Here is a 9,164-nt window from a genome sequence, read left to right as displayed (position 1 = left end):
CGCAGCAGGAATAGGTAGCCGCTGACCTGCAGCCCGGTGGTCGGCTGACGCGGCACTGGTCCCCCTACCCTGCGCAGTTGTTGCACACACGCTAAAGCGGGCATAGGTCGGGCCGCTTAATTGATCCACAGGCCAGCGAACTTTCGAACCGTGCTTAGGGTAGGTAAAGTTACGGCGTGTTTTCTCACCGGATAGGTCGCTGCGTGGGGCTGGGGACCTCCGCGCTGGTCACCGCGGCTGGCCTGCTGCTGTCCCCCGCCGCGGCGCCGACAGCCTCCGCTTTCGACTGCCCGGACGTCGAGGTCATCTTCGCCCGCGGCACCAACGAGCCCCCCGGCCTGGGCCGGGTCGGCGACGCCCTGGTGGACTCGCTGCGCCAGCAGACCGGGCTGAACATCCTGCCCTACGGGGTGAACTACGCGGCCAGCAAGCTGCAGCTGCACGGCGGCGACGGCGCCAACGACACCATCGACCGCGTCAAGAAGAGCGTCGAGACCTGCCCGAACACCAAGATCGTGCTGGGCGGCTACTCGCAGGGCGCGTCGGTGATGGACATCGTGGCCGGCGTCCCAATCGGCGGCATCAGCTGGGGCAACAAGCTGCCCGAGCAGTACGCCAACAACATCGCGGCCGTCGTCACGTTCGGTGACGTGGCCGACCGCGCCGGCGGCACGCTGCCCACCCAGAGCGCGCTGCTGGGGTCGAAGGCCGCCGACTACTGCAACCCCAACGACCCGATCTGCCACGCCGGTCCCGGTAACGAGTGGAGCGGGCACACGGAGGGCTACGTCCCCGTGTACACCACCCAGGCCGCGGCGTTCGTCGCCCAGAAGCTGGCCGGCTCGAGCCCGTCCAGCCCCGCGTTCGGTCCGCCGCTGGGCCCCGGTCCCGGTGGAACGCCGTCGCCGGTCAACGGGCAGACCCCGCCCGGCTCGCCGCCCTCGATCCACGGCGACACCGGTCCCGCGCCCACGCCGGCGACGCCGACCACGGTGACTCCGCAAGCACCTCTCGTCTGAATCGTTACCGGCCCGCGACCAACGCGCCCCTAACATCGTGGGGTGCGGCTCATTCCACTGACACTGGGCGCCGGGCTGCTCGCGGGCGCCGCGATAGTGGTTGCTCCCCAACTGATTCCGCAGGCCTTCGCCTCGTGCCCCGGCGTTGAGGTGGTGTTTGCCCGCGGCACCGACGAGCCGCCCGGCGTCGGCAAGGTCGGCGCCGCCTTCGTCAACGCGCTGCGCCAGCAGACTTCCAAAAGCGTTGGCTCCTATGGGGTGAACTACCCGGCCAACAAGGACTTCCTCGCCGCGGCCGACGGCGCCAACGACGCCAGCAACCACATCCAGCAGATGGCCGGTAACTGCCCCAACACCAAGCTGGTGCTCGGCGGATACTCGCAAGGCGCGGCCGTCATCGACATCGTCACGGCCGCACCGCTACCCGGCCTCGGCTTCCGTCAGCCGCTGCCGGCCGCGGCCGCCGACCATGTGGCCGCCGTCGCCCTGTTCGGCAACCCGTCCGCCCGGGCGGGTCAGCTGATGAGCGCCCTCACCCCGGAATTCGACGGCAAGACCATCGACCTGTGCAACCCGGGCGACCCGATCTGCTCGCCCGGAACCCGCTGGGCGTCCCATCTGAGCTATGTGCCCGGATTGACCAACCAGGCCGCGAATTTCGTCGCGAAAAAGGTTTAGCGCGTGCGCAGGTCCCGGGTGATCAGGTTGCGCGCTTCGAGCTGATCGTCGGGCGGATAGTCGACGCTCACCAGCGTCAGACCGTGCGGCGGCGCGGCCGCGAAATCACTGGATCGGCTTGTGGCGCTGAGCAATTCGCGGCACCAGGACACCGGCCGCCGGTGCTCGCCCACGGCCAGCAGCGCCCCGACCAGCGAGCGCACCATCGACCAGCAGAACGCGTCGGCGGTCACATGCGCGGTGATCAGGTCGCCGTCGCGTGACCACTGCAGGCGCTGCAGGTCGCGAATGGTGGTGGCGTTGGGCCGGTGCCGGCAGAACCCGGCGAAGTCGTGCAGGCCCACCAGCTCTCGGGAGGCGGCGGCCATCGCGTCGACGTCCAGCGGCCGCGGCCAGGCGGTGACGTAGCGGGCCAGCTGCGGCTGCACCCCGTAGGGCGCGGTCGACAGCCGATACGCATAATGGCGCCGCAGCGCCGAGAACCGGGCGTCGAAACCCGCAGGGGCGCGGACGATGTCGAGCACCCGCACGTCCGTGGGCAAGAACCGGCCGAGCCGGCGCACCAGCGGCCGGAACTCCGGCTCGCCGACGTGCGGCGAGCGCGGGTAGGCGTTGGGCAGCGCGTCCAGCGGCACGTCGAGGTGGGCCACCTGCCCGGTGGCGTGCACGCCGGTGTCCGTGCGGCCGGCGGCGCGCAGCCGTACCGGGGTGCGGAACAGGGTGGTCAGCGCCTCGTCGAGCACTCCCGCCACGGTGCGCTGGCCGGCCTGAGCCGCCCAGCCCGCGAATTCCGTTCCGTCATAGGCGATGTCGAGCCGCAGACGGACCTGAGAATCCGAGTCGTTAACTCTCGTCAGCCTCGTCGGCCTCTTCGGCCTTCTCGGCCTCGGCCCGCGCCTCGATGGCCTCGTCGTGCTTTTCCTCGGCCTTGGCCTGGGCCTCCGTGGATTCCCCGGTTTCCGAAGGCTCTGAAGCTTCCGAAGTACCGGCCGGCTCGGTCACCTCTTCGGCCGTCGGCCCGACGGCCTCCTCAGGCTCGACCGCCGCCTGAGGCGCCGCCGCTGCCGCCACGGGCGCATCAGCCTTCTTGGGCGTCTTCGCCCGGCGCGCCCGCTCGGCCTCCGACGTCACCGTCTTCTCCAGCACCAGCTGGATCACCGCCATCGGGGCGTTGTCGCCCTTGCGCGGCTCGACCTTGATGATGCGGGTGTAGCCGCCGTTGCGGTCGGCGAAGAACGGCCCGATCTCGTCGAACAGCTTGTGCACCACGTCCTTGTCGCGGATCTTCTTCATCACCTCGCGACGGTTGTGCAGCGTGCCCTTCTTCGCGTGCGTGATCAGCTTCTCCGCGTACGGACGCAGCGCGCGCGCCTTCGGCTCGGTCGTCTTGATCTGGTTGTGCTCGAACAGCGACGTGGCCAGGTTGGCCAGCAGCGCCTTCTGGTGCGAAGACGACCCGCCGAGGCGAGGACCCTTGGTGGGCTTGGGCATTGCACTATCTCCTAAGTGGGGCCGGCCCCCGTATCAGGTAGGGCCGGGACGGACTTCTCTAGTTGTGTCCGGTTCCTCGGCGGCCGCTGCACGGCCGCATCGTCACCGGACGGCCATTACAGCTGTTCGGTTTCCGCGTAGTCCTGGTCGTCGTAGGCGCCCTCGGTGGACCAGGTGCCCGTGGCCACGTCGTAGCCGGCGACCTGCGACGGGTCGAAGCTCGGCGGGCTGTCCTTGAGCGACAGACCCAGCTGGTGCAGCTTGACCTTCACCTCGTCGATGGACTTCTGGCCGAAGTTGCGGATGTCGAGCAGGTCGGACTCGGTGCGGCTCACCAGCTCGCCGACGGTGTGCACGCCCTCGCGCTTGAGGCAGTTGTAGGACCGCACGGTGAGGTCCAGGTCGTCGATCGGCAGCGCGAACGACGCGATGTGGTCGGCCTCGGCGGGCGACGGCCCGATCTCGATGCCCTCGGCCTCGACGTTGAGTTCGCGTGCCAGGCCGAACAATTCGACCAGGGTCTTACCGGCCGACGCCAGCGCGTCGCGCGGGGTGATCGAGCTCTTGGTCTCGACGTCCAGGATCAGCTTGTCGAAGTCGGTGCGCTGCTCGACACGGGTCGCGTCGACCTTGTAGGTCACCTTGAGCACCGGCGAGTAGATGGAATCGACCGGGATGCGGCCGATTTCGGCCCCGGAGGCCCGGTTCTGCACCGCCGGGACGTAGCCACGGCCACGCTCTACGACGAGCTCGACCTCGAGCTTGCCCTTGTCGTTCAGGGTCGCGATGTGCATGTCGGGGTTGTGCACCGTGACGCCGGCGGGCGGCACGATGTCGCCCGCGGTGACCGCGCCCGGGCCCTGCTTGCGCAGGTACATGGTGACCGGCTCGTCCTCCTCCGAGGACACCACCAGGCCCTTGAGGTTCAGGATGATCGCGGTGACGTCTTCCTTCACCCCGGCGACGGTGGTGAACTCGTGCAGCACGCCGTCGATGCGGATGCTGGTGACGGCCGCGCCGGGAATCGAGGACAGCAGCGTGCGCCGCAGCGAATTGCCCAGGGTGTAACCGAATCCGGGCTCCAGGGGCTCGATCACGAACTGCGAGCGGCTGTCGGTGAGGACTTCCTCCGACAGGGTGGGTCGCTGAGAGATCAGCATGGTGTTTCTTCTTCTCCTTCTCGGCACCCGCTATTTGATGCCGTTAGGTTTCCGCACCGGTCGGTGCGGAAGCTCTTACTTCGAGTAGAACTCGACGATCAGCTGCTCGGCGAGCGGCACGTCGATCTGAGCCCGCTCGGGCAGCTGGTGAATCAGGATGCGCTGGCGCTCGCCGACCACCTGCAGCCAGCTCGGGATCGGGCGGTCGCCCGCCGTCTCCCGCGCGATCTGGAACGGCACCGTGTTCAGCGAGCCGTCCCGCACGTCGATGATGTCGTACTGCGACACCCGGTAGCTGGGCACGTTGACGTGCACGCCGTTGACGCTGAAGTGGCCGTGGCTGACCAGCTGGCGGGCCATCCGGCGCGTGCGGGCCAGCCCCGCGCGGTACACGACGTTGTCCAGCCGGCTTTCCAGGATCTTGAGCAGCTCCTCACCCGTCTTGCCGGGCTGCCGGGTGGCCTCTTCGTAGTAGCGGCGGAACTGCTTCTCCATCACGCCGTAGGTGAAGCGGGCCTTCTGCTTCTCCTGCAGCTGCTGCAGGTATTCGCTCTCCTTGATCCGCGCGCGGCCGTGCTGGCCGGGCGGGTAGGGGCGCTTCTCGAACGCCTGGTCGCCACCGACGAGGTCGGTGCGCAGCCGGCGCGACTTGCGGGTGATGGGTCCGGTGTAACGAGCCATGATTGTGTCCTAGACCCTTCTGCGCTTCGGCGGACGGCAGCCGTTGTGGGGCTGGGGGGTGACGTCGGAGATCGCGCCGACCTCGAGGCCCGCGGCCTGCAGCGAACGGATCGCCGTCTCCCGGCCCGAGCCCGGGCCCTTCACGAACACGTCGACCTTGCGCACACCGTGCTCCTGCGCCTTGCGCGCCGCGTTCTCGGCGGCCAGCTGAGCGGCGAACGGGGTCGATTTCCGCGAGCCCTTGAAGCCGACGTGGCCCGACGACGCCCAGGCGATGACGTTGCCCTGGGGGTCGGTGATGCTCACGATCGTGTTGTTGAACGTGCTCTTGATGTGCGCGGCACCGTGCGGGATGTTCTTCTTTTCCCGCTTGCGGGTCTTCTGCCCCTTCTTGGGGGCAGACGCTGCCTTCTTGGCTGGTGGCATGGGCGATTACCTGGCCTTCTTTTTGCCGGCGATGGTGCGCTTCGGGCCCTTGCGGGTGCGCGCATTGGTCTTGGTCCGCTGGCCGCGCACCGGCAGGCCGCGGCGGTGCCGCAGGCCCTGGTAGCAGCCGATCTCGATCTTGCGGCGAATGTCGGCCTGCACCTCGCGGCGCAGGTCACCCTCAACCTTGAGGTTCGCTTCGATGTAGTCACGCAAGTGGGTCAGCTGGTCGTCGGTCAGGTCCCTGGTGCGCAGGTCCTTGTCGATCCCCGTAGCTGCCAGGATCTCGTTCGACCGGGTACGGCCGACGCCGAAAATGTAGGTCAGCGCGATCTCCATCCGCTTGTCGCGCGGCAGATCGACGCCTACTAATCGAGCCATAGGTGGCGTTTCCTCTTTTTCTAAGCGGAGGTCTGATCCCAGTCCGTTCCCGTCTTGAGACGGGGCCCGGCCTCCGTCCGGGCGTGGATGAGCGACGTATTCGCTCAGTGGTGCTGGGAGGTCTGCATTCAGTTGTGTTGGGCAGAGCCGGCCTTGATGGCTGCGACCCGCATTGCCCGGCTACGCCGCGCTTGCGATCGCCGCCAGATCAGCCCTGGCGCTGCTTGTGGCGCGGATCGGAGCAGATCACCATGACCCGCCCATGCCGACGGATCACCCTGCACTTGTCACAGATTGGCTTGACGCTCGGGTTCACCTTCACGGCTGTTCGATCCTGTTCTTTCTCGTTGTCTTATTCGGGCTTACTTGTACCGGTACACGATGCGGCCCCGGGACAGGTCGTAGGGAGACAGCTCCACCACCACCCGGTCCTCGGGCAGGATGCGGATGTAGTGCTGCCGCATCTTGCCGCTGATGTGGGCGAGCACTTTGTGACCGTTCTCCAGCTCAATGCGGAACATCGCATTGGGCAGGGGCTCGACCACGCGGCCCTCGACCTCTATGGCACCGTCCTTCTTGGCCATAACTTTTCAGCAATCCTCGTCTTTGGTTTCGTATCCTGTGTGCGCCCTTGCCGGCGCAGCATTCGCCCGACTAGAAACGTGAGCCGGTTACAGGAAATTCCTCAGACAGGGCACGCAAAAAGTCGGCGCGGATGACGCACCGTTGTCCCACGATACCCGGTCAGGCCCCTTCACCCAAAATCGCCGGCAGCGAAATCCGCCCGGCCTCCTCGACCTGCCGCGAGGGCCCTGACGAGGGCATACTTAACTCCGATGACGAGCCCCGCGAGTCCCGCCGAACCCTCCGCCCAGCCTCGCAAGCCGGTGTTGCTGACCGTCGATGACGATCCCTCCGTCTCGCGCGCGGTCGCCCGTGACCTTCGCCGCCAATACGGCGACCGGCACCGGGTCGTGCGCGCCGAGTCCGGTCCCGACGCCTTGGAGACGCTCAAGGAGCTCAAGCTGCGCGGCGAGACCGTGGCGGTGCTCATCGCCGACTACCGGATGCCGCAGATGAGCGGCATCGAGTTCCTCGAGCAGGCGATGGACCTGTACCCCGCCGCGCGCCGCGTGCTGCTGACCGCGTACGCCGACACCCACGCCGCCATCGACGCGATCAACGTCGTCGACCTGGACCACTACCTGCTCAAGCCGTGGGACCCGCCGCAGGAGAAGTTCTACCCGGTGATCGACGGCCTGCTGGATGCCTGGCGGTCGGCCCCCGAACACCCGATCCCGCACACCAAGGTGATCGGGCACCGCTGGTCGGAGCGGTCCTGGCAGGTGCGCGACTTCCTGGCCCGCAACGGGCTGCACTACTCGTGGTTCATGGCCGACGATCCCGACGGCGAGCGGCTGCTCAAGGCCGCCGGCGAGGACGGCCTGCGGCTGCCCGTCGTCGTCACCGAACGCGGCGACACCCTGGTCGAACCCACCGACGCCCAGCTGGCCGACACCCTGGGCCTGACCACCACGCCGTCGCAAGAGTTCTACGACCTGATCGTCATCGGCGGCGGGCCCGCGGGCCTGGCCGCCGCCGTCTACGGCGCCTCGGAGGGGCTGCGCACGGTGCTGATCGAGCGCACCGCGACGGGCGGCCAGGCGGGCCAGAGTTCACGCATCGAGAACTACCTCGGCTTCCCCGACGGCGTGTCGGGCGGCCAGTTGGCGGAGCGCGCCCGTCGGCAGGCCGAGAAGTTCGGGGCCGAGCTGATCACCGCGCGCTCTGCCACGGCGCTGGAGGTCAACGGTCCCAAGCGCACCGTGCGGTTCGCCGACGGCGGCTCGATCGACGCGCACGCGGTCATCCTGGCCACCGGCGTCACCTACCGCGAGCACCAGGCCGAGGGCTGCGGCGAGCTGACCGGCAAGGGCGTCTACTACGGGGCGGCCGTCTCGATCGCCTCGGAGTGCGCGGGCGAGGAGGTCTACGTCGTCGGTGGGGCCAACTCCGCCGGCCAGGCCGCGATGTACCTGTCCCGCGAGGCGAAGTCGGTGACCATCGTAGTGCGCGGCCCGTCGCTGGACGCGTCGATGTCCTACTACCTCATTCAGCAGATCCAGCGGCGGCCCAACATCACCGTGCGCACCTGCACCGAGGTGCGGCGCGCCGTAGGCGAAGACCACCTGGAGCGGCTGACCCTGGTCGACAACCAGACCGGGGAGACCGAGGACGTCACCTGCGCCCGGATGTTCATCTTCATCGGCGCCGCGCCGCGCACCGAATGGCTGGACGGGGTGCTCGCGCGCGACGACCACGGCTTCGTCCTCACCGGCCCGGACCTGCGCAACGTGTGCGGGTGGACGCTCGACCGCCCGCCGCATCACCTGGAGACCAGCGTGCCGGGCGTATTCGCCACCGGCGACGTGCGGGCCGAGTCCGCCAAGCGCGTCGCGGCCGCGGTCGGCGAGGGATCGATGGCCGTCATGCTGGTGCACCGCTACCTGGCCGAGTCATGACGGCCAAGACACCCTGCCAGCCCGACGAGCTGCGCAGCCTGTTCCTGTTCGAGGCGCTCACCGACGAACAGCTCGCGGTGCTGTGCGCAGCTGGGCACATCGAGAACTACGAACCGGGCCCCATCTGCGTCGAAGGCGAGCCGGCGACCTGCTTCTACGTCCTCATCCAGGGCGAGTTGACGATGTCCAAGCTCTCGGGCGGCCAGGACATCGAAACCAACCGCACCTCGCAGCGCGGCGTCTACTGCGGCGCCTGGCGGGCGTTCACCGGCGGCAAGCAGAAGAGCTACGACGCCTCGGTGCACGTGACCAAGCCGTCGCGGTTCTTCGTGATGGACGCACCCGTGTTCGCCCAGTTCATGAAGGACCAGTTCCCGATGGCCGTCCACCTGCTCGACGGCATCGCCGTCGGCACCGACCGGACCCGGCGGATCATCGACAACCGGGAGAAGCTGCTCGCGCTGGGCCGGCTGTCGGCCGGATTGACCCACCAGCTGAACAACCCCGCGGCGGCCATCGCCCGCGCGGCCGCCGATCTGCGCGGCCGGGTCGCCGGCATGCGGGGCAAGCTGGCCATGCTCGCCGACGGCACCGTCAGCCCCGAGGCACTCAGCGCCCTGGTCCACCTCCAGCAAGGGGTGGCCGAGCAGGTCGCCAAGTCGGCGACGGAACACCTGAGCGCGATGGAAACCGCCGACCGCGAAGACGCCGTCGGCGACTGGCTGGAAGAGCACGGCGTCGAGGGCGGCTGGGACATCGCGCCGACGTTCGTCGAGGGCGGCATCGACACCGACTGGCTGGAGCGG

11 protein-coding genes and 1 pseudogene are annotated in these 9,164 nt (G+C 68.5%); 4 read left to right on the top strand and 8 right to left on the bottom strand.

The window, feature by feature from the left end:
- The first annotated feature begins 176 nt into the window (after positions 1-176).
- Both A5691_RS05470 and A5691_RS05465 read left to right on the top strand, forming a co-directional pair.
- Positions 177-1,019: a cutinase family protein gene (locus tag A5691_RS05470; RefSeq protein ID WP_068017783.1), complete on the top strand. Its 843-nt coding sequence runs from the start codon at positions 177-179 to the stop codon at positions 1,017-1,019.
- 57 nt (positions 1,020-1,076) lie between these two features.
- Positions 1,077-1,697, top strand: coding sequence for a cutinase family protein (locus A5691_RS05465; protein ID WP_068017820.1), 621 nt, complete (start codon positions 1,077-1,079; stop codon positions 1,695-1,697).
- Here the strand turns inward: A5691_RS05465 and truA are convergent.
- The 8 genes from truA to infA all read right to left on the bottom strand — a co-directional run bounded on the left by truA (position 1,694) and on the right by infA (position 6,420).
- A complete protein-coding gene (gene truA, locus A5691_RS05460; RefSeq protein WP_082950151.1) occupies positions 1,694-2,554 on the bottom strand; it encodes a tRNA pseudouridine(38-40) synthase TruA in 861 nt (286 codons plus the stop codon). The two genes, A5691_RS05465 and truA, sit on opposite strands and share 4 nt — an antisense overlap.
- A complete protein-coding gene (rplQ, locus tag A5691_RS05455) occupies positions 2,541-3,188 on the bottom strand; it encodes a 50S ribosomal protein L17 (RefSeq protein ID WP_067754429.1) in 648 nt (215 codons plus the stop codon). Before rplQ ends, truA begins: the two co-directional genes overlap by 14 nt.
- A gap of 116 nt (positions 3,189-3,304) precedes the next feature.
- On the bottom strand, positions 3,305-4,348 hold the full coding sequence (locus A5691_RS05450) for a DNA-directed RNA polymerase subunit alpha (RefSeq protein ID WP_067785597.1): 1,044 nt from the start codon (positions 4,346-4,348) through the stop codon (positions 3,305-3,307).
- A gap of 75 nt (positions 4,349-4,423) precedes the next feature.
- The gene (gene rpsD, locus A5691_RS05445; protein ID WP_067273257.1) at positions 4,424-5,029 is read right to left on the bottom strand and encodes a 30S ribosomal protein S4; all 606 of its coding nucleotides are present in this window, start codon (positions 5,027-5,029) and stop codon (positions 4,424-4,426) included.
- Positions 5,030-5,038: 9 nt separating this feature from the next.
- A complete protein-coding gene (rpsK, locus tag A5691_RS05440) occupies positions 5,039-5,455 on the bottom strand; it encodes a 30S ribosomal protein S11 (protein WP_046182344.1) in 417 nt (138 codons plus the stop codon).
- Positions 5,456-5,461: 6 nt separating this feature from the next.
- Positions 5,462-5,836 (bottom strand): 30S ribosomal protein S13, encoded by a 375-nt coding sequence (rpsM, locus tag A5691_RS05435; RefSeq protein WP_007167900.1) that lies wholly within the window; start codon positions 5,834-5,836, stop codon positions 5,462-5,464.
- A 208-nt stretch (positions 5,837-6,044) separates the two neighbouring features.
- On the bottom strand, positions 6,045-6,158 hold the full coding sequence (gene rpmJ / locus A5691_RS27120) for a 50S ribosomal protein L36 (protein WP_003879483.1): 114 nt from the start codon (positions 6,156-6,158) through the stop codon (positions 6,045-6,047).
- Positions 6,159-6,198: 40 nt separating this feature from the next.
- Complete coding sequence (gene infA, locus A5691_RS05430; RefSeq protein WP_003418601.1) at positions 6,199-6,420, bottom strand: translation initiation factor IF-1; 222 nt, start codon at positions 6,418-6,420, stop codon at positions 6,199-6,201.
- 252 nt (positions 6,421-6,672) lie between these two features.
- On the opposite strand from infA, the gene A5691_RS05425 reads away from it, so the two are divergent.
- Together A5691_RS05425 and A5691_RS29085 are read left to right on the top strand one after the other, a co-directional pair.
- Positions 6,673-8,358 carry an FAD-dependent oxidoreductase gene (locus A5691_RS05425; RefSeq protein ID WP_067754425.1) on the top strand — a complete coding sequence of 562 codons (1,686 nt, stop codon included), beginning with the start codon at positions 6,673-6,675 and terminating at the stop codon, positions 8,356-8,358.
- Positions 8,355-8,714 (top strand): annotated as a pseudogene (locus A5691_RS29085) (cyclic nucleotide-binding domain-containing protein); the annotation flags it as partial. The gene A5691_RS05425 and the pseudogene A5691_RS29085, both read left to right, overlap by 4 nt.
- Positions 8,715-9,164: the final 450 nt, after the last annotated feature.

This window comes from Mycobacterium sp. E183, from assembly GCF_001667735.1.
In the GTDB taxonomy this organism is placed as follows: Bacteria; Actinomycetota; Actinomycetes; order Mycobacteriales; family Mycobacteriaceae; genus Mycobacterium.
Note: the sequence above shows the minus strand (reverse complement) of the source record. Positions and strands in the feature narration are given on the sequence as shown.